At 73.4% G+C, this 25,276-nt stretch carries 26 protein-coding genes; 18 read left to right on the forward strand and 8 right to left on the reverse strand.

From position 1 onward, the window contains the following. Window positions 1–423 precede the first annotated feature (423 nt). The 8 genes from ACFYZL_RS16255 (at window position 424) to ACFYZL_RS16290 (ending at window position 7,857) form a co-directional block, all read left to right on the forward strand. Window positions 424–1,593 (forward strand): segregation/condensation protein A, encoded by a 1,170-nt coding sequence (locus tag ACFYZL_RS16255; protein ID WP_388679490.1) that lies wholly within the window; start codon window positions 424–426, stop codon window positions 1,591–1,593. Continuing rightward, window positions 1,590–2,225, forward strand: a complete 636-nt coding sequence (gene scpB / locus ACFYZL_RS16260; protein ID WP_384754487.1) for an SMC-Scp complex subunit ScpB — start codon at window positions 1,590–1,592, stop codon at window positions 2,223–2,225. The genes ACFYZL_RS16255 and scpB overlap by 4 nt, the downstream gene beginning before the upstream one ends. After that, window positions 2,225–3,541: a pseudouridine synthase gene (locus ACFYZL_RS16265; RefSeq protein WP_384754485.1), complete on the forward strand. Its 1,317-nt coding sequence runs from the start codon at window positions 2,225–2,227 to the stop codon at window positions 3,539–3,541. Before scpB ends, ACFYZL_RS16265 begins: the two co-directional genes overlap by 1 nt. A gap of 125 nt (window positions 3,542–3,666) precedes the next feature. After that, window positions 3,667–4,275: a nicotinamide riboside transporter PnuC gene (gene pnuC / locus ACFYZL_RS16270; RefSeq protein WP_384754482.1), complete on the forward strand. Its 609-nt coding sequence runs from the start codon at window positions 3,667–3,669 to the stop codon at window positions 4,273–4,275. Further along, window positions 4,272–5,351: an AAA family ATPase gene (locus ACFYZL_RS16275; protein ID WP_388679495.1), complete on the forward strand. Its 1,080-nt coding sequence runs from the start codon at window positions 4,272–4,274 to the stop codon at window positions 5,349–5,351. The genes pnuC and ACFYZL_RS16275 overlap by 4 nt, the downstream gene beginning before the upstream one ends. Then, entirely contained in the window at window positions 5,348–6,088 is a 741-nt protein-coding gene (locus tag ACFYZL_RS16280) for an NUDIX domain-containing protein (protein ID WP_384754474.1), read from the forward strand. Before ACFYZL_RS16275 ends, ACFYZL_RS16280 begins: the two co-directional genes overlap by 4 nt. Next, on the forward strand, window positions 6,085–7,095 hold the full coding sequence (locus ACFYZL_RS16285) for an ADP-ribosylglycohydrolase family protein (RefSeq protein WP_384754471.1): 1,011 nt from the start codon (window positions 6,085–6,087) through the stop codon (window positions 7,093–7,095). The genes ACFYZL_RS16280 and ACFYZL_RS16285 overlap by 4 nt, the downstream gene beginning before the upstream one ends. A gap of 3 nt (window positions 7,096–7,098) precedes the next feature. Next, window positions 7,099–7,857 carry a DNA polymerase beta superfamily protein gene (locus tag ACFYZL_RS16290; RefSeq protein WP_384754468.1) on the forward strand — a complete coding sequence of 253 codons (759 nt, stop codon included), beginning with the start codon at window positions 7,099–7,101 and terminating at the stop codon, window positions 7,855–7,857. 12 nt (window positions 7,858–7,869) lie between these two features. Here ACFYZL_RS16290 and ACFYZL_RS16295 read toward each other — a convergent pair whose 3' ends face one another. From ACFYZL_RS16295 to ACFYZL_RS16305, 3 genes are all read right to left on the reverse strand, one after another. After that, window positions 7,870–8,550, reverse strand: coding sequence for a DNA polymerase beta superfamily protein (locus ACFYZL_RS16295; protein ID WP_384754465.1), 681 nt, complete (start codon window positions 8,548–8,550; stop codon window positions 7,870–7,872). A gap of 28 nt (window positions 8,551–8,578) precedes the next feature. Next, a complete protein-coding gene (locus tag ACFYZL_RS16300) occupies window positions 8,579–9,046 on the reverse strand; it encodes a Rieske (2Fe-2S) protein (RefSeq protein WP_384754461.1) in 468 nt (155 codons plus the stop codon). A gap of 80 nt (window positions 9,047–9,126) precedes the next feature. Next, on the reverse strand, window positions 9,127–9,471 hold the full coding sequence (locus ACFYZL_RS16305; protein ID WP_384754458.1) for a DUF952 domain-containing protein: 345 nt from the start codon (window positions 9,469–9,471) through the stop codon (window positions 9,127–9,129). 68 nt (window positions 9,472–9,539) lie between these two features. On the opposite strand from ACFYZL_RS16305, the gene ACFYZL_RS16310 reads away from it, so the two are divergent. The 5 genes from ACFYZL_RS16310 (at window position 9,540) to der (ending at window position 14,480) form a co-directional block, all read left to right on the forward strand. Continuing rightward, a complete protein-coding gene (locus tag ACFYZL_RS16310; RefSeq protein WP_388679700.1) occupies window positions 9,540–10,043 on the forward strand; it encodes a YidB family protein in 504 nt (167 codons plus the stop codon). Between the two features lie 157 nt (window positions 10,044–10,200). Then, window positions 10,201–11,289, forward strand: coding sequence for a prephenate dehydrogenase (locus tag ACFYZL_RS16315; protein ID WP_384754455.1), 1,089 nt, complete (start codon window positions 10,201–10,203; stop codon window positions 11,287–11,289). A 297-nt stretch (window positions 11,290–11,586) separates the two neighbouring features. After that, a complete protein-coding gene (gene cmk, locus ACFYZL_RS16320) occupies window positions 11,587–12,294 on the forward strand; it encodes a (d)CMP kinase (RefSeq protein WP_384754452.1) in 708 nt (235 codons plus the stop codon). Next, window positions 12,249–12,938, forward strand: coding sequence for a lysophospholipid acyltransferase family protein (locus ACFYZL_RS16325; protein ID WP_384594313.1), 690 nt, complete (start codon window positions 12,249–12,251; stop codon window positions 12,936–12,938). Before cmk ends, ACFYZL_RS16325 begins: the two co-directional genes overlap by 46 nt. Window positions 12,939–13,013: 75 nt before the next feature. After that, entirely contained in the window at window positions 13,014–14,480 is a 1,467-nt protein-coding gene (der, locus tag ACFYZL_RS16330) for a ribosome biogenesis GTPase Der (protein ID WP_384754449.1), read from the forward strand. A gap of 27 nt (window positions 14,481–14,507) precedes the next feature. Here der and ACFYZL_RS16335 read toward each other — a convergent pair whose 3' ends face one another. Then, entirely contained in the window at window positions 14,508–14,891 is a 384-nt protein-coding gene (locus tag ACFYZL_RS16335) for a hypothetical protein (protein WP_384754446.1), read from the reverse strand. Between the two features lie 156 nt (window positions 14,892–15,047). Continuing rightward, window positions 15,048–15,866 carry a hypothetical protein gene (locus ACFYZL_RS16340; protein ID WP_384754443.1) on the reverse strand — a complete coding sequence of 273 codons (819 nt, stop codon included), beginning with the start codon at window positions 15,864–15,866 and terminating at the stop codon, window positions 15,048–15,050. Between the two features lie 294 nt (window positions 15,867–16,160). Here ACFYZL_RS16340 and ACFYZL_RS16345 point away from each other — a divergent pair, with 294 nt between their 5' ends. From ACFYZL_RS16345 to ACFYZL_RS16355, 3 genes are all read left to right on the forward strand, one after another. Further along, window positions 16,161–16,889 (forward strand): transglycosylase family protein, encoded by a 729-nt coding sequence (locus tag ACFYZL_RS16345; RefSeq protein ID WP_388679503.1) that lies wholly within the window; start codon window positions 16,161–16,163, stop codon window positions 16,887–16,889. A gap of 191 nt (window positions 16,890–17,080) precedes the next feature. Continuing rightward, window positions 17,081–17,575 carry a hypothetical protein gene (locus ACFYZL_RS16350; RefSeq protein WP_384759313.1) on the forward strand — a complete coding sequence of 165 codons (495 nt, stop codon included), beginning with the start codon at window positions 17,081–17,083 and terminating at the stop codon, window positions 17,573–17,575. Window positions 17,576–17,599: 24 nt separating this feature from the next. Then, window positions 17,600–18,580, forward strand: a complete 981-nt coding sequence (locus ACFYZL_RS16355; protein ID WP_384759316.1) for a helix-turn-helix transcriptional regulator — start codon at window positions 17,600–17,602, stop codon at window positions 18,578–18,580. 294 nt (window positions 18,581–18,874) lie between these two features. Here the strand turns inward: ACFYZL_RS16355 and ACFYZL_RS16360 are convergent, their stop codons facing one another. Both ACFYZL_RS16360 and ACFYZL_RS16365 read right to left on the reverse strand, forming a co-directional pair. Further along, complete coding sequence (locus ACFYZL_RS16360) at window positions 18,875–19,951, reverse strand: phosphatase PAP2 family protein (protein ID WP_384758808.1); 1,077 nt, start codon at window positions 19,949–19,951, stop codon at window positions 18,875–18,877. A gap of 196 nt (window positions 19,952–20,147) precedes the next feature. Further along, window positions 20,148–21,263: a hypothetical protein gene (locus ACFYZL_RS16365; RefSeq protein WP_384758805.1), complete on the reverse strand. Its 1,116-nt coding sequence runs from the start codon at window positions 21,261–21,263 to the stop codon at window positions 20,148–20,150. Window positions 21,264–21,569: 306 nt separating this feature from the next. Between ACFYZL_RS16365 and ACFYZL_RS16370 the strand changes: the two genes are divergently transcribed. Beyond that, window positions 21,570–23,240 (forward strand): MFS transporter, encoded by a 1,671-nt coding sequence (locus ACFYZL_RS16370; protein ID WP_388679507.1) that lies wholly within the window; start codon window positions 21,570–21,572, stop codon window positions 23,238–23,240. Between the two features lie 286 nt (window positions 23,241–23,526). Then, entirely contained in the window at window positions 23,527–24,696 is a 1,170-nt protein-coding gene (locus ACFYZL_RS16375) for an acyl-CoA dehydrogenase family protein (protein ID WP_384756027.1), read from the forward strand. Window positions 24,697–24,705: 9 nt separating this feature from the next. Here the strand turns inward: ACFYZL_RS16375 and ACFYZL_RS16380 are convergent, their stop codons facing one another. Next, window positions 24,706–25,164, reverse strand: coding sequence for a cell division protein SepF (locus tag ACFYZL_RS16380; RefSeq protein ID WP_384593863.1), 459 nt, complete (start codon window positions 25,162–25,164; stop codon window positions 24,706–24,708). Window positions 25,165–25,276 lie beyond the last annotated feature (112 nt).

Raw genomic sequence — 25,276 nt, forward strand, 5'->3', positions numbered from 1 at the left:
TCCGGGCGCGCCGGCGGGGGGGGTGGCCCCCCCCCCCCCCCAACCCCCGCCCCCGGGGCCCCCGGCCCCCGCCCGGACCCGCTCCTCAAACGCCGGAGGGGCTGGATGTGCCCGCCCGGAGGGGCTGGATGTGCGCGCCCGGAAGGGCTGGACGTGTCTGCTCGGAGGGGCCGGATGTGTCCGCCCGGAGGGGCCGGGTCGTGCCCGCCGCAGGGGTGGGGGCGGGCCCAGCGGGGGCGTGACCGCCGGGAGGGTGGGTGGTGGGGCCGGAGTGGGCCGGTGGGGCCGGAGTGCGGCTAGGGCTCGGCGTGGCCGGGGTCGCGGCGCCGGGGCGGGATCGGGTTGCCGACTAGGCTGCTCGTGGCCGCGGGGGTGCACCCCGCCGGGCCGTACGTCGTTCACCCGCACCCCCCCTGGACCCCGATGCCCCTCCCCGCCGAACCCGGCCGTCCGACCCGCCGTGCGCTGGGCCGGGGGCCCGGTGTGCCGGGAGGGGGCCAGGAGGCCCCTGAAGGGGGCACTGAGCGCCCTGCACCGGCCGCAGGGGCGGCGGAGCCGCAGCGCGCGCCCGAGGCCCCGGAGGGGCACGAGGCTCCGCCGGCGGGTGAAGAGGGTCCTTCGGTGCCCCGGGGCGGGCCGGACGTCCGTGACGGCGAGGCCCCGGCCGGGCGCGTCGAGGAGCCCGTCCACCCCGTGGAGGCGCGCGCCGCGGCGCCGTCCGACGGTTCGGCTCCCGTGGAGGCTGCCGACCGGGAGTCGGGGGCCGGGGAGCTTGCCGGGGAGCCCGCAGCGGGCGACGGGCGGTTCACGTTGCGGCTCGACAACTTCGAAGGGCCGTTCGATCTGCTGCTCCAGTTGATCTCCCGGCACAAGCTCGACGTCACCGAGGTCGCACTGTCCCGGGTCACCGACGAGTTCATGGCCCACATCCGGGCCATGGGTCCCGACTGGGACCTCGACCAGACCACCGAGTTCCTCGTCGTCGCCGCCACCCTCCTCGACCTCAAGGCCGCCCGGCTGCTGCCGGTCGCCGAGGTGGAGGACGAGGCCGACCTCGCCCTGCTGGAGGCGCGGGACCTGCTCTTCGCCCGGCTGCTCCAGTACCGGGCGTACAAGAGGATCGCCGAGATCTTCGAGGACCGGGCCGAGGCCGAGGGCAAGCGGTACCCCAGGACCGTCGGACTGGAGGCCCACCACGCCGACCTGCTCCCCGAGGTCGTCATCGGCATCGGCGCGGACGGGTTCGCCCGGCTCGCGGTCAAGGCCATGCAGCCCAAGGCCAGGCCGCAGGTCTACGTCGACCACATCCACGCCCCGCTCGTCAGCGTGCGCGAGCAGGCCGGGCTCGTGGTGCGGATGCTGAAGGCGCGCGGCGAGGCCACCTTCCAGGAGCTCACCGAGGACACCGACGACACCCTCACCGTCGTCGCCCGCTTCCTGGCCCTCCTGGAGCTCTACCGGGAGAAGGCGGTGGTCCTCGACCAGGAGGAGGCCCTGAACACCCTCACCGTGCGCTGGAGCGGCGGGGACGGCGACGGCGTGCCGGCCGTGACCGACGAGTTCGACCGGATCATCGTGGAGGCGAAGGATTGAGCAGCGAGACGAGTGCCGTGGCGGGGCTGGAGCTGAAGCCGGCCCTGGAGGCCGTCCTCATGGTCGTGGACGAGCCCGCGACCGAGGCGCACCTCGCCAAGGTGCTGGAGCGCACCCCGCGCGAGGTGGCCGACGCCCTGCGCGAGCTCGCCGACGAGTACGCGGCGGCGCGGCGCGGCTTCGAACTGCGCCTCGTGGCCGGCGGGTGGCGGTTCTACAGCCGGGCGGAGTACGCGCCGGCCGTCGAGGGCTTCGTACTGGACGGTCAGACGGCCCGGCTCACCCAGGCGGCCCTGGAGACCCTCGCGGTCGTCGCGTACCGCCAGCCGGTGAGCCGGTCGCGGGTCTCGGCGGTCCGCGGAGTCAACTGCGACGGCGTCATGCGGACCCTCCTCCAGCGCGGTCTCGTGGAGGAGGCGGGCACGGAACCCGAAACAGGTGCGATCCTGTACAGGACGACGAACTACTTTCTGGAGCGGATGGGCCTGCGCGGCCTGGACGAGCTCCCGGAGCTCGCGCCCTTCCTCCCCGAGGCGGAGGCGATCGAAGCCGAGACGCAAGAAGGTGTGCCGTCGTTCGATCCGGACGCACCGGACACCGATGAAGACGACGACAAGACGACGGACATTTGATGCGAAGCAGCGGCAACGGCAACGGTGGCGGCAACAGGAACAGCGGCGGCGGCGCCGGAGGCGGGCGCGGCAACTCCCGCGGCGGCTCCTCCGGCGGCGGTGGTTTCCGCGGGAGCGGCTCCGGCGGTGGCAGCCGCGGCGGGAGCTCCGGCGGGTCCCGTGGCGGCTCCTCCGGCGGCTACCGCGGTGGCGGCTCGGGCGGTTCCCGCGGCGGCTACCAGGGCGGTGGCGGCTACCAGGGCGGCGGCTCCGACTCGCGCGACCGCGACCAGCCGGCCCCCCGCATCCGCAACCCCCGCCCCGAGGAGCGCCGCTACGACGTGGGCCCCGAGGGCGAGCGCAGCGGTCGCAGCGGCCCCAAGGCCGGCGGCGGCGGCGCCCGTGGTGCGGCCGCGCGCGGCGGTGCCAAGGGCGGCCCCCGCACCGGTTCCAAGACCCCCGGCATCGGCGGGGCCGGCGGCCCGCGCAGCGGTCCCGGCAGCCGCAGCGGCAAGGCGCGCCCCCGCGAGCTGGACGCGCGCATCGAGGAGCGCGTGCGCGACCGGTACGCCGACAAGCCCGTGATCAAGACCCCGAAGACCTTCCCGGGTGCCGAGGAGGAGGGCGAGCGCCTGCAGAAGGTCCTCGCCCGCGCCGGCATGGGTTCGCGCCGCGCCTGCGAGGAGCTCATCGAGCAGGCCCGCGTCGAGGTCAACGGCGAGATCGTGCTGGAGCAGGGCAAGCGCGTCCAGCCGAAGGACGAGATCAAGGTGGACGGCCTGACCGTCGCCACCCAGTCGTACCTGTTCTTCGCGCTGAACAAGCCGGCCGGTGTCGTCTCCACGATGGAGGACCCGGACGGCCGCCAGTGCCTCGGCGACTACGTCACCAACCGTGAGACGCGTCTCTTCCACGTCGGCCGGCTCGACACCGAGACCGAGGGCATCATCCTGCTCACCAACCACGGCGAGCTGGCCCACCGCCTGACGCACCCGAAGTACGGCGTGCAGAAGACGTACGTGGCCGCGATCACCGGCAACCTGCCGCGTGACATCGGCAAGCGCCTCAAGGACGGCATCGAGCTGGAGGACGGCTGGGCCCGGGCCGACAACTTCCGCGTCGTCGACCAGGTCGGCAAGAACTACCTGGTCGAGGTGACCCTCCACGAGGGCCGCAAGCACATCGTCCGCCGCATGCTGTCGGAGGCCGGCTTCCCGGTCGACAAGCTCGTCCGGACCTCCTTCGGGCCGATCGAGCTCGGCGACCAGAAGTCCGGCTGGCTGCGCCGACTGACCAACACCGAGGTCGGCATGCTGATGCGCGAGGTCGGTCTGTAGTCCCGCCCCGTTCCGAAAGATCCTGAAAAGCCCGCGGTGCCTTCGGCGCCGCGGGCTTTTCCCTTGTCCGAGACCACCTTCCCTGTTTATAGTCAACCTGACTATAAAAGGAGTAAGGGGTCGTCATGAGCTGGACCATGAGTTGGACCGAGGTACTCGGATTCGCCACTGGTGCCCTGTGCGTCTGGCTCGTCGCCCGCCAGCACGTCGCCAACTGGCCCATCGGCATCGCCAACAACGTCTTCTTCATCGTCCTGTTCGCCCAGGCCGGCCTCTACGCCGACGCCGGGTTGCAGGTCGTCTTCATCGCCCTCGCCGCGTACGGCTGGTGGTCCTGGACCCACGGGGGTGGACCAGGAACCGCGCAGGCCCTGCCGGTGCGCCGCACCACGCGCGCCGAATGGCTCTGGCTGGCCGCGGCGGGGGCGGTGGGGGTCCTCGCCCTCACGCTCCTGCTGAGCCGGGTCACGGACTCCACCGTGCCCTTCTGGGACGCCCTGACCACCGGGCTCTCGCTCGCGGCCACCTACGGCCAGTGCCGCAAGCTCGTCGAGTCCTGGTGGCTGTGGATCGCCGCAGACCTCGTGTACATCCCGCTCTACGCCTACAAGGGGCTCTACCTCACCGCGGTCCTCTACGTCGGCTTCCTCGCGCTGTGCGTGGCCGGCCTGGCCGGCTGGCGGCGGGACCTCCCCGCACGGGAGAACCGCACGGCCCTGGGAGCGACGGCATGAGGCGCCACGCGCACGGCCTCGTGCTCGGCAAGTTCTACCCGCCGCACGCCGGCCACCACCACCTGGTGCGCACCGCCCAGGACCGCTGCGACCGGCTGACCGTGCTCGTCTGCGCGGCCTCCGTGGAGTCCGTACCGCTCGCCGACCGGGTCGCCTGGATGCGCGAGGAACACCCCGGCGCGGACGTCGTCGGCGCCGTCGACGACATCCCCGTCGACCTGACGGACCCGGCGGTCTGGGAGGCGCACATGGCGATCTTCCGGGAAGCGGTCGGCCGGCCCGTCGACGCCGTCTTCACCTCGGAGGAGTACGGGACCGAGCTCGCGCGGCGGTTCGGTGCCGAGGAGGTCTGCGTGGACCCGGCCCGGACCCTCTTCCCGGTCTCGGGGACGGCCGTACGCGCCGATCCGGCGGGCTGCTGGGACTTCCTGGGGCCGGCCGTACGGGCCTCCCTGGCCCGGCGGGTCGTCGTACTGGGCGCCGAGTCCACCGGCACGACGACCCTGTCGCGGGAGCTCGCGGCGCACTACCGGGCGCGCGGCGGGGTGTGGTCCGCCACGGGCTGGGTCGCCGAGTACGGGCGCCGGTACAGCGAGGAGAAGCTGGAGGCGGCCCGCGCCGCCGACCCGGCGGCGACCTGGGAGGACATCACCTTCGCCTCGGAGGAGTTCCCGGTCATCGCCCGGCGCCAGGACGCGGAGGAGGAGAGGGCGGCCCGGCTGGGCTCGCCGGTGCTGATCTGCGACACCGACTCCTTCGCCACCGGCATCTGGCACGAACGCTACGTCGGCGGACGCAACGAGGAGGTGGAGAAGATCGCCGCCCTCACCCGGCGCGACCTGTACCTCCTGACCGACGACGCGGACGTGCCCTTCGAGGACGACGGCCTGCGCGACGGCCCGCACCTGCGGCCCTGGATGACCGGACGGTTCCACGAGGAACTGGAGCGCACCGGCAGGCGTTTCCTCGTCGTGCGGGGCAGCCGCGAGGAACGGCTTGCGGCCGCGGTGGCGGCCGTCGACGAACTGCTCGCCGAGGGTTGGCACTTCACCGACCCGCTGCCGGAGACCCGATGAGCGGCGCGCCGCCGGCGGGCTACGACCCGTACGCCTTCTCGCCGTTCGCGGTGACCGTCGACCTCGCGGTGTTCACCGTACGGGCCGGGCTCCTGCACGTACTGCTCATCCGCCGAGGCCAGGAGCCCTACGAGGGGTCCTGGGCGCTGCCCGGCGGCTTCGTCCTGCCCCGGGAGTCCGCCGAGACCGCGGCCCGCCGGGAGCTGGCCGAGGAGACGGGCCTCGCGGAGCCCCTGGTGGCCGGCCTGCACCTGGAACAGCTGCGCACCTACAGCGAGCCGGACCGCGATCCGCGGATGCGGGTGGTCTCGGTGGCCTTCACGGCGCTCGTCCCGGACCTGCCCGAGCCGGCGCCGGAGGGCGGCGGCGACGCGGCGCAGGCCCGCTGGGTGCCCGTGGGGGAGGCCGCGGAACTGGCCTTCGACCACGCGGTGATCCTCGCCGACGCCCGCGAGCGGATCCGCTCGAAGCTGGAGTACACCTGCCTGGCCACCGCCTTCTGCCCGCCCGAATTCACCCTCGGGGAGCTCCAGGCCGTCTACGAGACCGTCTGGGACACCACCCTCGACCGCCCCAACTTCCGCCGCAAGGTGCTCGCCACGCCCGGGTTCGTCGAAGCCGTGCCCGGCGCCGCCCGGCTGACCGGCGGGCGCGGCAAACCGGCCGCCCTCCACCGGGCCGGCCCCGCCACCGCCCTCCACCCCCCGCTGCTCCGACCCGAAGGAACCACGCGATGACGAAACGAGCCGCGACCGGCGCCCTGCTCGGGCTGGCCCTGGGGGACGCCCTCGGATTCCCCACCGAGTTCAACGACGTCCCGTCGATCCTCGCCAAGACCGGCCCCTGGCGGGAGATGAAGCTGCCCCGCCCGGCGATCGTCACGGACGACACCCAGATGACCCTCGCCCTGGCACGCGGCATACGGACGTCCGAGGAGCGCGGCCGGGTCGGCCCGCTGCGCCTCGCCCGCCCGGTCCGCGAGGAGTTCGTCGACTGGTACCACTCCCCGGAGAACAACCGTGCCCCCGGCCGCACCTGCCTGGTGGCCTGCGGCCTGCTGAACGACCCTTCGCGGGACTGGCGGGACGCCAGTCAGATCGGCTCCAAGGGCTGCGGCGCGAACATGCGCGTGGTGCCCGTCGGCCTGGTCCCCGGCTGGACGGACGAGGAGCGCGCGGGCGCGGCCCAGCTTCAGTCGGCCCTCACCCACGGCCACCCCACCGCCCTCGCCGCCTCCGACCTGACGGCCCGCGCCGTCCACCTCCTGGCGCAGGGCACCGAGGTGACGGGTCTGATCGGGCTGCTGCGCTCGTACGCCCTGGAGAACCGCACCCGCTACCACGAGCGCTGGCTCGGCGACCTGTGGATGCGGACCGCCTCCGACGCCACGCCGGAGTCCTTCATCGCGCGCGGCTGGGACGAGTGCCTGGGGGTCCTGGACCGGCTGGCGGCGGCCCTGCGCACCCCGTCCCCGGAGACGGACCCCTGCCTGACCACCGGCGACGGCTGGATCGCGGAGGAGGCCCTCGCGACCGCCCTCCAGTGCTTCCTGCTCTTCCCCGACGAGCCGATCCTGGCCCTGCGCCGCGCGGCCTGCACCAAGGGCGACTCGGACTCCCTCGCCTGCCTCGCCGGAGCCTTCGCCGGAGCCCACCTCGGCGCGGACGTCTGGCCCCGCGACTGGGAGGGCCGCATCGAATACCGGGACGAACTCCTGGCCTTCGGAACCCTCTGGGATGCTTGATCCATGCTGGACGCACTGAGTCTCGACCTCGCCCCCGTCGTGGCTGAGCAGCCCGACCCGCTGCTCTTCGCCACGGTCTCGGGCGCCCACCTGTACGGATTCCCCTCCCGGGACTCCGACGTCGACCTGCGCGGCGCGCACCTGCTGCCGCCGGCCGCCCTCCTCGGGCTGCGCGAACCGGAGGAGACCCGCACCCGCATGTGGGACCGGGACGACGTGGAGATGGACCTGGTCACGCACGACCTGCGCAAGTTCGTCCGGCTGATGCTGAACCGCAACGGCTACGTCCTGGAGCAGCTCCTGTCCCCGCTCGTCGTCCACACGACGCCGACGCACGAGGAGCTGATCGCGCTGGCCCCGGGCGTCCTGACCTCCCACCACGCCCACCACTACCGGGGCTTCGCGAACACCCAGTGGCGGCTCTTCGACAAGGCCCGCGAACTCAAGCCGGTGCTCTACGCGTTCCGGGCCCTGCTCACCGGCATCCACCTGATGCGGTCGGGCGAGGTCCAGGCGCACCTGCCGACCCTGCTCGGCGAGGTGGCCGAGGCGCCCGCGTACCTCGGGGCCCTGATCGAGGCCAAGGTGGCCGCCGAGCACGGGGGCTACGAGGGGCCGGACCCCGTCCGGGTGCGCGGTGACTTCGAGGCGCTGCACGCGGTGTTGGACGCGGCGCAGAGCGCGTCGGCGCTGCCGGAGCAGGCCTCCGCGTACGACGCGCTCGACGAGCTCGTCGTACGGCGCCGGACGCCGCTCGGCTGACGCCGAGAGGGGCTACGGGACCGCCGCGCGGCGCGTGCGCAGGAGGAAGTCCTCGACACGGGCCAGGTCCGGTTCCTCGGGCAGCGGCGTCGAGGAGAGGGCCGCCTCGGTCTCCTCCTGGAGCCGCGCCATCCAGGCGTCGACCTCCTCCCAGGAGGCCTCGCCGCGGCGGACGGCGAGCAGGCGCTCGCGGTAGGGGCCCGCGTCGATGGTCAGCCGGCCCGTGCGCAGCAGGTCCCGGCAGGACAGGAGCAGCCGCAGCAGGTGCATGGCGTGCTTCCAGCGCGGGGCGCCGTGGACGCGGACGTCCGCGAGGAGTTTGCCGCGCTGGGAAGCCGCGTACCGGCTGAAGCTGGTGTGGGCCCGGCGGGAGAGGAACGCCCCGCGCAGGGAGAGGAGCTCCTCTCCGACCGGGCTGGTCTCCTCCACGAGGGGGGAGTGGAGGCACTCCAGGATGTTCGGGTTGGCGCGGAGCGCGAGCTCGCAGAAGCGCTCCAACTCCCAGGAGAACTCCTCGTCCCGAGGGCCCTCCACGTGCGTCGGGGGCTTCTCGAACCGCCAGAACAGCGGCGTCGGGGCGAGGTAGACACCGCGTCGGTCGGTGTCGCTCGCCTCCGTCGCCAGCCCGAACGCCCGGGACCCCATCACGCACCGGTAGACCGTGTGGTCCCGTACCAGCGTCAGATCGTCCATCAGGGGAGATTAGGCGCCGGGGCCCGCGCTACGCGAGCGAGATGTTCCCGTCCGGAGCCACGGCGATCTTCTTCTCGGGCAGCGGCTTGGTGGCCGGGCCGTGGGCCACCGCACCGTCCGCGACCTGGAACTTGCTGCCGTGGCAGGGGCAGTCGATGGTGCCGTTCTCCACCTTGTTGACCAGGCAGCCCTGGTGCGTGCAGACCGCGCTGAAGCAGCGGAAGGACCCGGCGGTGGGCTGGGTGACCACCAGCTTCTCCTCCTTGAGGATCGTGCCGCCGCCCACCGGCACGTCCGCCGCCTTGGCGATGGCCTTGCCGCCCGCGGCCGGCGCGGAGGCGGACCCGCCCGAGGAGGGGGTGGCAGCACTGCCCGATTCGCTCTGGGGCTGCTCCTTCTCACCGGTGCCGCCGCACGCGGCGAGGGTGCCGCCCGCGAGGGCGGCCGCTCCCACCGCCAGGACGGTGCGGCGGGCGGTGCTCGTGGGGTCGCTCATGGGTGTCTCCTCAGCTGTCTGCAGTCGGCGAGCAGCATCCTGGCCTGTGCCGGCCCGTAGGTGAAGCCCGCCGCGCCGTCTCAACGGTCGGTCGGCTCCCACGGGGCCAGTGAGGCAGGGCTGCCTGGTGTGCGTACCACCTCCCACACGCGCCCCACGGCTTCCCGGTTCAGCGGACCGAAGACGTGCGGGTAGCGGCCGCCCGAGTCACCCTCCCGGCGGACCTCCGCCGTCAGGGCGGCCTCGTCGAGCTCCACCGCGAGCAGGGTCCCCGGCAGCTCCCGGTAGTACGCCTCGACGATCGCGAGGGCGGTGGCCCGGTCCGCGGAACAGTGCACGAAACCCTCGGAGTCGAGCGAGGGCGGGGCGTACGGAAGGTCGGGCGCGGCGGTCCAGTCGGCGAGCGGGACGATGTGGAAGATCATGCCGATCGTTCTACCCCAGCGGCGGGGGAGCCGTGTGCCGGGTGGCGGCACGACCCGCCGTCGGTGAGATTGGCCGTGTCCCGAAGCCGGGTACGACGCCGTCCGCGCGGCCCGGTCCCTCTTCGAAAGGCAGCACCATGGCGGGTAACGACCTCGGCTCCCTTCTCGGCGGGTCCGGCGGCAGCGGCGGCGGTCAGAGCGGTGGGGGTGGCAACATCCTCGGCTCTCTTCTCGGCGCGCTCATGGGCGGCGGCGCCGGTGGCGGTGCGCAAGCCGGCGGGAACGGCAACCCGCTCGGCGGGCTCCTGGACATGCTGACCAAGTCCGGCCTCGCGGAGCAGGCGCAGTCCTGGATCGGCACGGGGGACAACCAGCCCGTCAGTGGCGCCCAGGTCAGGGAGGCGCTGCCGGACGACACGCTGCGGAAGGTCGCCCAGGAGGCCGGCGTCAGCCCGGACCAGGCCGCCGACGAGATCGCACAGGCCCTGCCGCAGGCGGTCGACAGGCTGACGCCGAGCGGTCGGATGCCGTCCGGATCGCTGGAGGACATCATCAAGGCACAGGCCCTCTGACCCCTCCGACCCCATCCGACCACCGGTACGACAGGTTCCGCACGCGGGCCCGGCGGCCCCGTCCCACGGGATGGGCGGCCGGGCCCTCGCGCTGTCCTCTCTGGCTACCCTGGCCACGCAGAGTCCTCGATCCCTTACGCACCCCTTGGAGCGCCCCGTGAGAACCGCCGTCGTCATCGGAACCGGACTGATCGGCACCTCCGCAGCACTCGCCCTGTCGGGCCGGGGCATCACCGTCCACCTCGTCGACCACGACCCGGCCCAGGCCCGTACGGCGGCGGCCCTCGGGGCCGGCACCGACGAGCCCTTCGACGGCCAGGTCGACCTCGCCATCGTCGCCGTACCGCCGGCCCACGTGGCGTCGACCCTGGCGGACGTGATCGGGCGCGGCGTGGCGCGGGCGTACGTGGACGTGGCCAGCGTCAAGGGCGGGCCGCGGCGGGAGCTCGCGGAGCTCGGCGTGGACCTCACCGCCTACATCGGCACGCACCCGATGGCCGGCAAGGAGCGGTCGGGGCCGCTCGCGGGCTCGGCGGACCTGTTCGAGGGTCGCCCCTGGGTGCTGACCCCGACCCGGGACACGGAGCACGAGGTGCTGAACCTCGCCCTCGAACTGGTGGCCCTGTGCCGGGCCGTCCCGATCGTGATGGACGCGGACGCCCACGACCGGGCGGTGGCGCTGGTCTCCCACACCCCGCAGCTGGTGTCGAGCATGGTCGCGGCCCGGCTGGAGGAGGCCGACGAGACGGCCGTCCGGCTGTGCGGGCAGGGGATAAGGGACGTGACGCGGATCGCGGCCTCCGACCCCCGGATGTGGGTGGAGATCCTGTCGGCGAACCCGGGGCCGGTGGCGGACGTCCTGGCCGGGATCGCGGCCGACCTGGAGGAGACCGTCGAGGCGCTGCGGGGCCTGCAGTCGGGCGACGAGGAGAAGCGGCGGGGCGGCGCCGCCGGGATCGAGGACGTGCTGCGGCGCGGGAACGCGGGGCGGGTGCGGGTGCCGGGCAAGCACGGCGCGGCGCCGACGGTCTACGAGACGGTGGCCGTGCTCATCTCCGACCAGCCGGGCGAGCTGGCGCGGATCTTCGCCGACGCCGGGCGGGCCGGGGTCAACATCGAGGACGTGCGGATCGAGCACGCGACGGGGCAGCAGGCGGGTCTCGTGCAGCTGATGGTGGAGCCGCGGGCGGTGGCCGGCCTGACGGCCGAGCTCCGCGAGCGGGGCTGGGCGCTGCGGCAGCAGTAGCCCCTCGGGCGGGCGGGCCGGGTGCGCGGTCCCCACGGGGCGGCGGGCGGATCGGGTGCGGCGCCGTTGCCGGGGGCGCTGCCCCCCGGCCCCCGCGCCTCAAACGCCGGTGGAGCCGGAACGGGCCGGTGGGGCTGGAACGGGCCGTGGGGCTGGAGCGGGGCGGCCCGGGCGGAGCGGGCTGGGCGGGCCGGATTCGGCGGTCGGGATCGGGGGGTTCCCGGGCCCGGTAACCTGGAGCAGGGGCGTTTTTGCGCGCCCGTATGTCTACGCGCTAACCAGGAAGGTGCCCGCACCGTGGAAACCGCAGCTCCGGCAGCCGTGATCGTCGCCATCGACGGTCCCTCCGGCACGGGCAAGTCCAGCACCTCCAAGGCCGTGGCCGCCAAGCTCGGCCTGCGCTACCTGGACACCGGTGCCCAGTACCGGGCCATCACCTGGTGGATGATCACCAACGGCGTGGACACCGAGGACGCGGAGGCGATCGCCCTCGCCGCCGGCAAGCCGGCCATCGTCTCCGGTACGGACCCGGCCGCGCCCACCATCACCGTGGACGGCCTCGACGCCTCCGGTCCCATCCGCACCCAGGAGGTCACCTCCAAGGTCAGCGCCGTCAGCGCCGTCCCCGAGGTGCGCACCCTGATCACCGAGCTCCAGCGCTCCATCGCCGCCGAGGCGGCCCAGGAGGCCGACGGGATCGTCGTCGAGGGCCGGGACATCGGCACCACCGTGCTGCCCGACGCCGACCTGAAGATCTTCCTCACCGCTTCCCCGGAGGCCCGCGCGGCCCGCCGCAGCGGCGAGCTGCGCGGCAAGGAGGCCGCCGACCTCGCGGCCACCAAGGCGGCGCTGATCAAGCGCGACGCCGCGGACTCCGGCCGCAAGACCTCCCCCCTCGCCAAGGCCGACGACGCCGTCGAGGTCGACACCACCGAGCTCACCCTCGACCAGGTGATCGAATGCGTCGTGACCCTGGTGGAGGAGAAGCGGGCGGGCCGCAAGTGAGCGGTACGCCCTCCCTCAAGGGTGCGGCGGTCGGCAGGCGCATCGGCATCGGGCTCATGTACGGGCTGTGGAAGCCCCGCGTGCTCGGCGCCTGGAAGGTGCCCGCCTCGGGCCCCGTCATCCTCGCCGTGAACCACTCGCACAACATCGACGGCCCCATGGTCATGGGCACCGCTCCGCGACCCCTGCACTTCCTGATCAAGAAGGAAGCGTACGTCGGCCCGCTCGGCCCCTTCCTCGAAGGGATCGGGCAGGTCAAGGTCGACCGCAGCGGCCCCGACCGGACGGCCATAGGCCGCGCCCTCGGCGTGCTCGACAACGGCGGCGCCCTGGGGATCTTCCCCGAGGGCACCCGGGGCGAAGGCGACTTCGCCTCGCTGCGCGCCGGGCTCGCCTACTTCGCGGTCCGCAGCGGCGCGCCCATCGTGCCGGTGGCCGTGCTGGGCAGCGGCGACACCCCGGGGCGGCTCGTCAAGGGGCTGCCCGCCCTCAAGAGCCGGGTCGACGTCGTCTTCGGCTCGGCCTTCGACGCCGGGGACGGCAGTGGCCGCCGTACCCGTACCGCGCTGGACCAGGCCACCGTACGCATCCAGGACCGGCTGACCGCCCACCTGGCCGACGCCAAGCGCCTCACCGGGCGCTGAGCGAGACTTGACCCAGTAGTGGAACCGCGCTGCGCGGCTGCCACCGATCACCACGAACGACGAGGAACGGACTTCATGAACGACCAGCACGACCACGGAGCACTTGGCGATGCCGAGTACGCGGAGTTCATGGAGCTCGCCGCGGAAGAGGGCTTCGACATCGAGGACGTCGAAGGCGCCCTGGAGGAGGCCGCTGCCGGCCCCCTCCCCGTCCTCGCCGTCGTCGGCCGGCCGAACGTCGGCAAGTCGACCCTGGTGAACCGCATCATCGGCCGCCGCGAGGCGGTCGTCGAGGACAAGCCCGGCGTCACCCGCGACCGCGTCACGTACGAGGCCGAGTGGGCGGGCCGCCGCTTCAAGGTCGTCGACACCGGCGGCTGGGAGCAGGACGTCCTCGGCATCGACGCCTCCGTCGCAGCCCAGGCGGAGTACGCCATCGAGACCGCCGACGCCGTGGTCTTCGTCGTCGACGCCAAGGTCGGCGCCACCGACACCGACGAGGCCGTCGTACGCCTGCTGCGCAAGTCGAAGAAGCCCGTCGTGCTGTGCGCCAACAAGGTCGACGGCCAGAGCGGCGAGTCCGACGCGGCCTCCCTGTGGTCCCTGGGCCTCGGCATGCCGCACCCGGTCTCCTCGCTGCACGGCCGCGGCACCGGCGACATGCTGGACGCCGTCCTGGAGGCCCTGCCGGAGGCCCCCGAGCAGACCTTCGGCGCCGGCACCGGCATCGGCGGCCCGCGCCGCATCGCGCTGATCGGCCGCCCGAACGTGGGCAAGTCCTCGCTGCTCAACAAGGTCGCGAAGGAGGAGCGGGTCGTCGTCAACGAGCTGGCCGGCACCACCCGCGACCCGGTCGACGAGCTGATCGAGCTCGGTGGCGTCACCTGGAAGTTCGTCGACACCGCCGGCATCCGCAAGAAGGTCCACCTCCAGCAGGGCGCCGACTACTACGCGTCCCTGCGCACGGCCGCGGCCGTGGAGAAGGCGGAGGTCGCGGTCATCCTGATCGACACGACCGAGCAGATCAGCGTCCAGGACCAGCGCATCATCACCATGGCCGTCGAGGCCGGCCGCGCCATCGTGATCGCCTACAACAAGTGGGACGAGCTCGACGAGGAGCGCCGCTACTACCTCGAGCGCGAGATCGAGACCGAGATGCAGCAGGTCTCGTGGGCGCCCCGGGTGAACGTCTCGGCGCTCACCGGCCGCCACATGGAGAAGCTGGTCCCGGCGATCGAGACCGCCCTCGCGGGCTGGGAGACGCGCATCCCCACCGGTCGGCTGAACGCCTTCCTCGGTGAGGTCGTCGCCGCCCACCCGCACCCGATCCGCGGCGGCAAGCAGCCCCGCATCCTGTTCGGTACCCAGGCCGGCAGCAAGCCGCCGCGGTTCGTCCTCTTCGCGTCCGGCTTCCTGGAGCACGGCTACCGGCGCTTCATCGAGCGCCGGCTGCGCGAGGAGTTCGGCTTCGAGGGCACCCCGCTCCACATCTCGGTGCGCGTGCGCGAGAAGCGCGGCGCCCAGTACAAGAAGAAGAAGTAGTACGGGGCGGGAACGGCGGTCCCGGGGTCAGTAGCCCCGGCGCGGAGCGGGCGGCAGTGCCGCCGGGATGTGCGTCATCCCGGTCTGGTGCTGGCGCCCGCCGCTGTATGCGGGGGCGGGCTCGGAAACCGTGCCCGCGTAGGAGTAGGCGGCCGGCTGCGGGGCGTAGGAGGGCTGCCAGTCGTCGACGCGCTGCCATGCGGAACCGTTCCAGCCGCTGCCGTACGAGCTGCCGCCGGTGTGGCCGCCCCCGTACGAGAACGCCGTGAACCCGAGGTCCTCCTCGCCCGTGCGGTCGCCGGGCAGGGCCCGGAAGGCGCGCAGGTACTCCGAGTACAGCGTGTCGTAGATCGGGGTGTGCGAGACGGTGCTCGTACGGGCGGGGACGCGGGAGGAGTCGTATGAGTGCACGTACCAGCCAACGAACGCGGTGCCCTGCGGATGCGGGGTGAACGGGGCGAAAACGCAAGAGGCCGGGGGTGCGCGGGACGGACCGCGCACCCCCGGCGCACACCGCCGGGCCCCCGGGGTGGAGGGGGCCGGCGGCCGTTCGAGGGCCGGTGGGAGTCAGGCCCCCGGGGTGCCCGCGAGGGGCATGGAGGCGGCCACGAGCTTGCCCGCGGCGGCGGCCTTGTCCAGGGCGTCGCGCAGCAGGTCCTCGCGGGGCTGCTGGCCGATGGAGCCGACCGGCGCGGCGTAGATGAGCACGCGCTGGGTCTTGTTGACGGCGGTCCGCCAGCCGTCGGTGACCGACAGGGCCTGGTGCGCCTGCCACCAGGCGACCTGGCCGCCGTCGGCGCCCGGCTGCAGCACGGCGTGCAGCTGCCCGCCCGCGAGCAGCACCGACCAGCCGCCGAGGGCGGTGGGGAGCTCCGCGGTGTCCGTGACCGGGATGAAGCCCTGCTCGATGAGGAGCGGCAGGAAGTCGTCCCCGGGGCCGGTGGTGCCGGGGCGGGCGATCGGCGCGGTCGGCTCGACGACCAGGGCGGGGTGCAGCTCGCCCCCGATCAGGATCAGGCCGCTGGTGATGCCGAGGACGGCCTGACCGCCGGGCACGTTCTGCGGGCCGTCACCGGGGAGCGGCAGGACGGGCGCGGCGGGGGCCGGGCTGTCGCCGGTGATGCTGCGGACGGCGCCCTGCAGCTGCTCCTCGGACACCGTGACGACCTGCGAGGGGATGCAGGTGGCGTGGGCGAAGGCGAGGACGGCGGTCTCCTCGCCGACGAACAGCACCGTGCTGGTGCGGTCGCTCTCGGGGTCGCCGGGGGTGCGGCAGGAGGTGCAGTCGTAACTGCGCGGCGCGTCGTCGCCGACGAGCAGCCTCTCGGCTTCTTCGTCACCGATCTCGGCACGTACCTCATCACTGACGTCGAGCATGCGCGGCACGGGGTGGCTCCTCGGCATAGGTGCGGGCCGGGCGGATCCCGGCTCGCCGGGCTCAACGGGGGATCGGCGGCCGGGGTCACGCCATTGGAGGGAACGGAATCGAACCGGGCCCCCGGAAGAGTGAACCGTCCGACCGGGGCTTTGTTTTGATGCCAACCCTTTTCTGGTTGTGCGCAGTTGGTGCGCGGAGATGGTCGTTTGGGGGAGCCGGTGCGGTCGGCCGACCGGGTGGGCCGCGGGGGCGCGCGGCGCGGCGGGCCGGGAGGGCGACGGGGCCGCGCGTAGCGTGACGCGATGCCCAACCTCGGGATCCGGCCGGGCGCCATCGGCGCCGCCGTCACCGTCACCGTCACCGCTGCCGCCGTGCTGGCGCTCGTACTCCCCTCCGGCGCGGCGGCAGCGGCTCCGCCACCGCCCGCTCCCGGGCCCGCGGGAGTCGCGCACCCCGGGTCGCCCGGGCTGATCGGGAAGGGGCCCGGTGACTGCGGGCCGGGCGGGGAATGGCCCTGGGACTGCGTGGCCGACTGCGAGAGCAGCGGCCGCTGGGCGGTCAACACCGGCAACGGCTTCTACGGCGGGTTGCAGTTCTGGCAGCCGACGTGGGAGGAGTACGGCGGGCTGGCGTTCGCGAAACGGGCCGACCTCGCGAGCCGCGGGCAGCAGATCCGGGTCGCGCAGGACGTCCTCGCCCGGCAGGGCTGGGACGCGTGGCCGGTCTGCTCGAAGCGGTACGGGTTGGCGGGCCGGATGTACACGGTGCGGGCCGGGGACACCCTGTACGGGATCGCCCGCCGGTACCGGGTGGCGGGCGGCTGGCAGGCGCTGTACGCGGCGAACCGGGCGGTGGTCGGGGCGCGGCCGGAGGTCATCGGGATCGGGATGCTGCTGGTGATCCCGGGACCGGTGACTGCCGCCGCCCCGGCCCCGGCCCCGGTCCCGACCCCGGTCCCGACCCCGGCCTCGCCCCCGGCCCCTGCCCCGGCCCCGATTCCCGGGGCTGCCGCCCCGTCGCCCCGACGCTGACCGCTGCCGGGGGCGTCGCGGCTGCGGCTCCGCCGCCGGGGCTCCGCCCCGGACCCCGTGCCTCAAACACCGGCGGGGCTGGATTGTGGCCCCGGTGGCGCGCGTTGCGGGATGGGGGGTGGGCGCCGAACCTGGAAGGGTCGCATCGTGCGGCTTGGACGGTGGTGAGCCAGATGGGCCAGAGGAGAAACGTGCGTGCCGCCCGGTGGGCGGCGGCCGCGGCGCTGCTGGTCGTCCCGGCCCTGGCCGGATCCGCCTCGGCGGCGGAGGGGGCAGTGGCGGTGTCGTCGGGAGTCGGGGCCCCGGTCGTGCCCGTCGCGGACGGACCGGCCGATCCCGCGGCGGCCACGGCGCAGATCGAGAAGAACTGGGCCGTCTTCTTCGACCCGAAGTCCACCACCGAACAGAAGGCCGCCGTACTGGAGCACGGCGACTTCCTGGAGCCGCTGCTGGGCGGTCTCGCGAAGCTTCCTCAGGCGGACAAGGTCTCCGTGAAGGTCACGAACGTCACCTTCACCTCCCCGACCCAGGCGACCGTTACCTACGACCTGCTGGTCTCCGGCACCCCGGCGATGTCGGCGAACAAGGGGATCGCGGTGCTCGACGACGGCGTCTGGAAGGTCTCGCTGAAGAGCCTGTGCGGGCTGATCGAGCTCAGTGGCGAGTCGGCGCCGGCGCCCTGCTGAAGGGTCCGCCGGCAGACTCTGGGCATGCTCGAGACCTCCGCACGACTGCTGCGCCTGCTGTCCCTGTTGCAGGCCCACCGCGAATGGACCGGCGCCGACCTCGCGGACCGGCTCGGGGTGACGCCGCGCACGGTGCGGCGGGACGTCGACCGGCTGCGGGAGCTCGGCTACCCGGTGAACGCCAGCCCCGGCACGGGCGGCGGCTACCAGTTGGGCGCGGGGGCCGAGTTGCCGCCGCTGCTGCTCGACGACGACGAGGCCGTGGCGGTGGCCGTCGGGCTGCGCACCGCCGCCGGGAACGGGGTCGAGGGCATCGGGGAGGCCTCCGTACGGGCCCTGGCCAAGCTGGAGCAGGTGCTTCCCTCGCGGCTGCGCCGGCGGGTGTCGGCGCTGAACGAGTTCACGGTGCCGATGCTGCGCGACGCCGAGCGCTCCACCGTCGACCCGTCGGTGCTGGCCGAGCTGGCCGCCGTCTGTCGGGACGCCGAGCGGCTCCGCTTCGAGTACCGGGACCACGGGGGCAACGCCACCCGCCGGACGGTCGAGCCGCACCGGCTGGTGTGCACCGAGCGCCGCTGGTACCTGGTGGCCTGGGACGTGGAGCGGGAGGACTGGCGGACCTTCCGCGCCGACCGCATCGAGCCCAGGCCGCCGCACGGCCCGCGGTTCACCCCGCGCCGTCCCCCCTCCGAGGACCTGGCCGCGTACGTCTCCCGGGGCGTGGCCCAGCGGGCGTACGCGGCCCGCGCGGTGGTGCGGCTGAAGGTGTCGGCGCAGGACGCGGCACGGATCATCGGGCCGAGCGACGGAGCCCTGGAACCGGTCGACGGGAACAGCTGTCTGCTGCGCACCGGAGCCGTGAACCTGGACGTTCTCGTGATTCACGTCATGCTGCTCGGCTGTGAGTTCGAAGTGGTCGAGCCGCCGGAGCTGACCGACCGGATCAGGGCCGCGCGGGATCTCCTCGGACGGGCCGTGGGCGCGGGAGAAGTGAAGGATATGTAGCGGTCCTGAGAGGCATTCAGTTGGTCTGGTCCAGGGCCGGGGTCAAGGTGGCGGCGCCAATGTCCGGGGAAATGCGTCGGTTCTCGGCGGTAATTCGGGAGGGTCCGCGTGACGGGCGTGTCGTCGGCCGTAAAACAATTGGGAGTTGTAGATATTCTGTGACACAAGCGTGACCCGGGATGGACGAACGTCCTGGCGCGGCGCTGACGAACGGCGAAGGCGGGCCGGGTCCAGGACCCGGCCCGCCTTCGTTTCGCGGGGTGAGGTGGTGCGTACCGCCCCGCGTCGGGGCGGTCAGCCGCCGGCGACCGGACGGGCCGCGGCGGCCGTCGTCCCGCGGGCGGGAGCCCGCTCGCCGTGTGCCGGGCGGCGGCTGCCGACCGGGGTGACCGGGGTCCGCTCGGAACGGATCACGTGCTGGCGTCCGGACACGTGTGCGGCGGGCCGGGGCGCCGGGGAGTGCGCGGCGACCGTCGCCGCGACGGGCTGCGGGACGGGCACCGCGGCCGGCTCCGCGCCCGGGTCGCCGACGGGCCGCAGCTGCCACTTGCCGCCCGCGGAGAGCAGCGGGGTGAGCGCGGTGACGACCGGCGCGGGCATCCGTCCGGTCTCGGCGCGGCGGCGCAGGAGTTCGCGCAGCTCGAAGACGTACGCCTCGGACCGGGCGATCAGCGGCTCGAACCAGGGGAGGGCCAGCAGGATCAGCAGACCCGCGGACCACCCGAGCAGAACGTCGCTGACCCAGTGGGTGCCGAGGTACACGGTGGTGGCGCCCACGCTCAGCGAGACGACCGCGGAGACCACCGACAACACCCGCCGGGTGACCACGGTGGAGGCCAGATAGGCCAGGATTCCCCAGGTCACAACGGCGTTGGCGGTGTGGCCGGAAGGAAATATATCGCCGCCCGCGAAGAGCTCGGCCGAGCCGATCTCCGTGGCGTAGTGCGGACCGAGCCGGCCGAGGCCGAGCTTGACGGACCCGACGGTGATGTTGAGCAGCAGCAGTGCCACGCCGAGGGCGATCAGCGGGCGGAGGGTGTGCTGCCGCCAGGAGCGCCAGCCGAGCCAGGCGGCCACCATGACCGCGGTGGGCCCGCGCTGGCCGAGCACGACGAGGTAGTCGAGGAACGCGTGCACCTGCGGCCACTGCTCGTAGGGCCGGAAGAACATGACCTGCCAGTCCAGGCGGACGAGCCAGGACGTGGTCAGTACGGCCACCACGATCGCGAGGTAGAAGGCGAGGGTCGATCCCAGGAGTACGACGCGGTGCCGGCTCATCTGCGGGGTTTGCAGATGAGCCGGTCGCTCTGGTTCCCGGTCCAGCCGGGCGAACACCCGCTCCAGACGGGTCAGGATTTGATCGGTACGCACTCAATCGACGTTACCGCGCGCCGATGCTCAGGCCGGGCGAATCGCGGGCTTTGTGATGACCATGTGATGTGGAGTTGGTCTCACGCAAGACTTAATTCCGGTTATTTCGGCAGTGGTTGAGGCTGCCTTGATCGGCCGTTCCGGTAATTGTTTCCCCCACTTATCCAGGCTTTATATCGGCGGGCGGTTTCCATTTCTACGGAGGCCCCGAGCCGTTCAGCCAGAACGCCCCGTACACCGCGGAGGCCAGGGCCGCCGCGCCCAGGACCGCGGACGCCCGCACGGTCCGCCACCGGGCCAGGGCCGATGCCACGGGCAGCAGCAGCGGGAAGGCGGGGAGCAACAGCCGGGGTTTCGAACCGAAGTACCCGGAGGCGCACAGGGCCAGCGCCACGACGATCCCGCAGTAGACGAGCAGCGGCGCCGGCTGCCGCTGCCGCACGCACTTCGCGTACAGCCAGAGCACCAGCACCACCCCCGCGATCAGCCCCGCCCCGGCGGGGAAGGCGGACGAGGTCAGCTTCCCCCCGATGAACCGGGCGAAGGCCCAGCCGCCGTCGAAGCCGTTGCCCCAGCCGCCCTGCACGTCCAGGTACCCGAGCAACCCGCCCCCGGTCCGCGCCCCGACCCACAGCACGTACGCCGCCGCGCCCGCCGGGGCGAGCAGCGCGCCCGCCGCCATCCGCCACGAACGCTCCCCGCGCCGCAGGGCGAGTACGACGGCCACCCACACCGCCGCGACCACCGCGGCCCCGACCGGGCGGGTGAGCCCGGCCGCCGCCGCGAGCAGACCCGCCGTGAGCCACCGACCGCGCAGGGCCCCGTACAGGGCCCAGGCCGCGAGCGCCGTGAAGAGGGACTCGCTGTACGCCATCGACTGCACGATCCCGACGGGCAGCGCCGCCCAGACCCCGACGGCGAACACCCCGGCGCGCCGGCCGTGGACGAGGTCGGCCACCGCGAAGATCCCCCAGGCCGCGGCGAGCCCGGCGACCACCGACACGACCAGGCCCGCGGAGCCGTACGACAGCCCGGTCGGCGCCGACACCAGCCGCTCCAGCCAGGGCAGCAGCGGGAAGAACGCCAGGTTCGAGTGGACGTCCCCGTTGGGGAGGAGCACCTCGTACCCGTACCCCTCCGCGGCGATGCGGGCGTACCAGAGCGAGTCCCAGCGGGCCGACAGCAGCGTGTGCGGGCTGCTGCCCACCGCCGCGCACCACACCGCGAGCACCGCCACCCCGAGCAGCCGGACCGCGGCGAAGACGGCGAGCGCGGGCGCGGCCCGGCGAAATCCAAGATCCTTCACGGGCATGATTATCGGTGGCGGCGGCCGGTGGGCCGGGTCGCCGGCCCGGAGGCGGATCCGGCGGGAACTGCGGACCGTGAGCGCGCGTGTACGCGGGGGAGGCGGGGGGTGGAAGGGAGTGGCGCACACCACACGGAGGGCGCCGCCGGGATGAGAGCTTGGCCACGTGCCCGGCAGACGAACTCGCGTACGCTGACCGTTCACTCGCGTGTCGATGCCGGACCCCGTTGGACGCCGCACAGCGCACCACCCCCCGTGGCTCCACAAGACGCTGGTCCGCCGAGCCCGAGGGATCACCTGGGAGGTACATGCATGTCGGGGACGAACGCGGCCGGGGTCAAGGCCCCTTCCCCCTGGCAGCGGCTCTGCGCCGCCTCCGGCGGAACCAACCGCTGGGTCGTCCTGGCCGTCCTCTGCGTCAGCCTGGTCCTCGTCGCGCTCGACGCGACGATCCTCCACGTGGCCGTGCCCTCCGTCACCGAGCACCTGCGGCCCGGCTCGCAGGAGCTGCTGTGGATCGTCGACGCCTACCCGCTGGTCTGCGCCGCGCTCCTGATCCTCTTCGGCACCCTCGGTGACCGGGTCGGCCGCCGGCGGATCCTCCTCCTCGGGTACGGACTCTTCGGCGTGGCCTCGGCCATCGCCGCCCTCGCGGACAACGCCCAGGTGCTCATCGCCGCGCGCGCCCTGCTCGGCATCGGCGGGGCGATGATCATGCCGGCCACGCTGTCGATCCTCCGCCAGGTCTTCCCCGACCGGCGCGAGCGGGCGCTGGCCATCGGGATCTGGACCGCGGTCGCCGCGATAGGCGCCGCGAGCGGGCCGGTGCTCGGCGGGTTCCTCGTCCAGCACTACTGGTGGGGTTCCGTCTTCCTCATCAACATCCCGCTGATGGCGCTGATCCTGCCGCTCGGACGCTGGCTGCTGCCGGAGTCGCGCGGCGCCGCGGACGGGCCGTGGGACGTGCTGGGCGCGCTGATGGCCGCCGCCGGCGTGCTCGGCGCGGTGCTCGGGATCAAGCGGCTCGGCGCGGAGCGGCACCTGCTCGACCCGCAGGCGCTGCTCCCGCTCGCGCTCGGCGTGGTGCTGCTCGTGCTCTTCGTACGGCGCCAGAAGCGGCGCGAGCACCCGCTGATCGACATGCGGATGTTCTCCCGGCCGGCCTTCTCGACCTCCGTCGGCTGCATCGTGCTGGCCATGCTGGCGCTGGTCGGCCTGGAGCTGATCGCCGTGCAGTACCTCCAGCTGGTGCTGCACCTGAGCCCGCTGGAGACCGGCCTGCGGCTGCTGCCGCTCACCTTCGCCGCCATGGCGGCGGGTGCCACCGGTTCGTACACGCTGGCCCGGATCGGGCCGCGGATGATGGTGTCCCTGGGCTTCGTGCTGACCGCCCTCGCCGTGCTGCTGCTGACGCTGATGGGGCAGAACGACCGGCCCGTGCTGCTGACGGTGGGCTTCGTGCTCCTCGGCTTCGGGCTGCAGACCACGCTGTTCGCGGCGTACGAGTCGATGCTGAGCGAGGCCCCGGCGGCGACGGCCGGCGGCGCGGCCTCGATCGGCGAGACCTCGTACCAGCTCGGCGCGGGCATGGGCATCGCGCTGCTGGGCAGCGTGATGAACGCGGCGTACCGGCCGGGGCTGGCGGACGTTCCGGGGGTCGCGGCGGCGGACTCGGCGGGCGCGGCCAATTCCCTGGGCGAGGCCTACCAGATCGCCGCGCACCTCGGCGGGCCGGCGGGAGCCGCGCTGGCCGCGGCGGCGCGGCATTCGTTCGTGCACGGGCTGCACGTCACGCTCGTGGTGAGCGCGGGGTTGTTGTTCGCGGGGGCGTTGATGGCGCTGAAGCTGCCGAAGGTCATGGAGTGCGGCGTGCCGGTGCCGTCCGGCGGTGAGCAGGAGTCGGAGGCCGCGGCGACCCGGGTCGCGCTGCCCGCGCAGGTGAAGGCCGAGCCGTGCCCTTCTCCGGTGGAGCAGGCGGGCTGAGCCGTCGGCTGCGGCTCCGCCGCCGGGGCTCCGCCGTGGGGCTGCGCCGGGCCGGGCGAGGTCTGCGGGTGCGGCGCCGCCGCCGGGGCTCCGCCCCGGACCCCGCGCCTCAAACGCCGGCGAGGCCGGGTTGGCCAGTCGGGGCTGGATTTCGTGTGGTCGGGGCCGCTAGCGTCAGCGGCGTGGTGCAAAAACTTGCGCTGCTAGGTTCTGTCGGCCGGGCCGGCCGCGACGCGGCCCCCGGCACCACGCGGCCCTCGGGCCGCCCAGGCCGCCGGGAGGCCCCGTGTCCTTCGTACCCACCGATCCACTCGGGCTCGACGAGCTCCTCGGGCCAGAGGACCTCGCCATCCGGGACACCGTCCGCGGCTGGGCCGCCGACCGGGTCCTGCCGTACGTCGCCGAGTGGTACGAGAGCGGTGAGCTGCCCGGGATCCGGGAGCTGGCGCGGGAGCTCGGTTCCATCGGGGCGCTCGGGATGTCCCTCACGGGCTACGGGTGCGCCGGGGCCAGTGCCGTGCAGTACGGGCTCGCCTGCCTGGAGCTGGAGGCCGCCGACTCCGGGATCCGCTCGCTGGTCTCCGTGCAGGGCTCGCTGGCCATGTACGCGATCTGGAAGTACGGCTCCGAGGAGCAGAAGCAGCGCTGGCTGCCCGGCATGGCGGCCGGTGAGCTGATCGGCTGCTTCGGGCTGACCGAGCCCGACGTCGGCTCCGACCCCGCAGCGATGCGGACCTACGCGAAGCGCGACGGCACCGACTGGGTGCTGAACGGGCGCAAGATGTGGATCACCAACGGTTCCGTGGCCGCGGTCGCCGTGGTGTGGGCGCAGACCGACGAGGGGATCCGCGGGTTCGCGGTGCCCACCGACACCCCCGGGTTCTCCGCCCCGGAGATCAAGCACAAGTGGTCCCTGCGGGCGTCCGTGACGAGCGAGCTGGTCATGGACGACGTACGACTGCCCGCCGACGCGGTGCTGCCGGGAGTGACCGGGCTCAAGGGTCCGCTCGGCTGCCTCAGCCACGCGCGGTACGGGATCGTCTGGGGATCCATGGGCGCGGCGCGCGCCTGCTTCGAGGCCGCGCTCGACTACGCGAAGACCCGGGAGCAGTTCGGTCGGCCGATCGGGGGCTTCCAGCTCACCCAGGCCAAGCTCGCGGACATGGCCCTCGAACTCCACAAGGGCATCCTGCTCGCCCACCACCTGGGCCGGCGGATGGACGCGGGCACCCTGCGGCCGGAGCAGATCAGCTTCGGCAAGCTCAACAACGTCCGCGAGGCCATCGCTATCTGTCGCACCGCGCGGACCATCCTCGGTGCCAACGGGATCTCCCTCGAATACCCCGTCATGCGGCACGCCACCAACCTCGAATCGGTCCTCACCTACGAGGGCACCGTCGAGATGCACCAACTGGTGCTGGGCAAGGCACTCACCGGGCTCGACGCCTTCCGGTGAGGGCCCTGCCTAGCTCTGGTTGAAGAAGTCGCGCGAGCGGCCGGCGGGCTCGCCGTTGACGATCTGGGTGTCGGCCGGGGTCAGGAGGAAGACCCTGGTCGCCACCCGCTCGATCGATCCGCGCAGCCCGAAGGTCAGTCCGGCCGCGAAGTCGACGACGCGCTTCGCGTCGCCCGGGTCCATCGAGGACAGGTTCACGATGACGGGGACGCCGTCGCGGAACAGCTCGCCGATGCCGCGCGCGTCACGGAAGCCGTCCGGGGTGACCGTCGCGATCCGCCGGCCGTGCTCCACCGCCGACTCGGACGCCACCTTGACCCGGGGGTCGGTGACCCACGCGTCGCCGGGGCCGGACACCGAACCGTGCTGGCGCTCCACCGCCTCCGCGTAGTCGTCGTCGTAGTAACGCTCGTCGTCGCTGTCCTCCACGAGACCCAGCCAGGCACTCGCCTTGCGCACCGAACCCATGGACTGCCTCCTTTCATCGCGGTCAGTCTGTCTTTTCTCCGCTGCCCCTATGCTCGTCCATGATGCTGACAACGCGCCAAGTGGATAGCCGCCGCGCAGAGGTTTCGTGACG

The sequence above is a fragment of the Streptomyces sp. NPDC001717 genome (assembly GCF_042892775.1).
GTDB lineage: Bacteria > Actinomycetota > Actinomycetes > Streptomycetales > Streptomycetaceae > Streptomyces.

Coding starts and splice junctions, on each gene's coding strand:
- ACFYZL_RS16255 (WP_388679490.1), top strand. CDS start 424: ATGCCCCTCCCCGCCGAACCCGGCCGTCCGACCCGCCGTGCGCTGGGC.
- ACFYZL_RS16265 (WP_384754485.1), top strand. CDS start 2,225: ATGCGAAGCAGCGGCAACGGCAACGGTGGCGGCAACAGGAACAGCGGC.
- pnuC (WP_384754482.1), top strand. CDS start 3,667: ATGAGCTGGACCATGAGTTGGACCGAGGTACTCGGATTCGCCACTGGT.
- ACFYZL_RS16275 (WP_388679495.1), top strand. CDS start 4,272: ATGAGGCGCCACGCGCACGGCCTCGTGCTCGGCAAGTTCTACCCGCCG.
- ACFYZL_RS16280 (WP_384754474.1), top strand. CDS start 5,348: ATGAGCGGCGCGCCGCCGGCGGGCTACGACCCGTACGCCTTCTCGCCG.
- ACFYZL_RS16285 (WP_384754471.1), top strand. CDS start 6,085: ATGACGAAACGAGCCGCGACCGGCGCCCTGCTCGGGCTGGCCCTGGGG.
- ACFYZL_RS16290 (WP_384754468.1), top strand. CDS start 7,099: ATGCTGGACGCACTGAGTCTCGACCTCGCCCCCGTCGTGGCTGAGCAG.
- ACFYZL_RS16295 (WP_384754465.1), bottom strand. CDS start 8,550: ATGGACGATCTGACGCTGGTACGGGACCACACGGTCTACCGGTGCGTG.
- ACFYZL_RS16300 (WP_384754461.1), bottom strand. CDS start 9,046: ATGAGCGACCCCACGAGCACCGCCCGCCGCACCGTCCTGGCGGTGGGA.
- ACFYZL_RS16305 (WP_384754458.1), bottom strand. CDS start 9,471: ATGATCTTCCACATCGTCCCGCTCGCCGACTGGACCGCCGCGCCCGAC.
- ACFYZL_RS16325 (WP_384594313.1), top strand. CDS start 12,249: ATGCGTCGTGACCCTGGTGGAGGAGAAGCGGGCGGGCCGCAAGTGAGC.
- der (WP_384754449.1), top strand. CDS start 13,014: ATGAACGACCAGCACGACCACGGAGCACTTGGCGATGCCGAGTACGCG.
- ACFYZL_RS16345 (WP_388679503.1), top strand. CDS start 16,161: ATGCCCAACCTCGGGATCCGGCCGGGCGCCATCGGCGCCGCCGTCACC.
- ACFYZL_RS16355 (WP_384759316.1), top strand. CDS start 17,600: ATGCTCGAGACCTCCGCACGACTGCTGCGCCTGCTGTCCCTGTTGCAG.
- ACFYZL_RS16365 (WP_384758805.1), bottom strand. CDS start 21,263: ATGCCCGTGAAGGATCTTGGATTTCGCCGGGCCGCGCCCGCGCTCGCC.
- ACFYZL_RS16370 (WP_388679507.1), top strand. CDS start 21,570: ATGTCGGGGACGAACGCGGCCGGGGTCAAGGCCCCTTCCCCCTGGCAG.
- ACFYZL_RS16380 (WP_384593863.1), bottom strand. CDS start 25,164: ATGGGTTCGGTGCGCAAGGCGAGTGCCTGGCTGGGTCTCGTGGAGGAC.